We start from the raw sequence: 447 nt of genomic DNA on the forward strand, positions 1-447 counted from the left end.
GAACTAAGTCTGGTCCTATCAACCCAGCTTCACCAACTTCAAACCATCCAATAAGAGATCTGCATCTCCTCCCATAAAGAGCTTCATAAGGAGCCATCTGGATGCTAGAGTGATAACTATTGTTGTAAGAAAACTCAATGAGAGGTAGGTGATCATCCCAATTACCTTTGAAATCGATAACACAAGCCCTCAACATATCCTCTAAGGTCTGAATAGTGCGCTCTGCTTGCCCATCAGTCTGAAGATGAAAGGCAGTACTTAAGTTCACCTTCGAACCCAAGCCCTTCTGAAAAGATTTCTAGAACTGTGCAGTAAACTGTGCACCTCTATCTGAAATAATGGAGACTGGGACTCCATGAAGTCTCACTATCTCTTGAATATACAACTTGGCATAATCTTCTGCTGAATGGGTAGTCTTTACCGGTAGAAAATGGGCTGACTTTGTAA

Annotated in this window: 1 protein-coding gene; it reads right to left on the minus strand. The window is 42.1% G+C overall.

All coding sequences use genetic code 11. The features are described from left to right. On the minus strand, positions 1-268 hold a 268-nt coding region (locus B5P42_RS32375), incomplete at its 3' end, for a hypothetical protein (RefSeq protein ID WP_220089418.1). Positions 269-447: the final 179 nt, after the last annotated feature.

It is taken from the genome of Bacillus sp. SRB_331 (assembly GCF_003264175.1).
Taxonomy (GTDB): Bacteria; Bacillota; Bacilli; order Bacillales; family Bacillaceae_G; genus Bacillus_A; species Bacillus_A mycoides.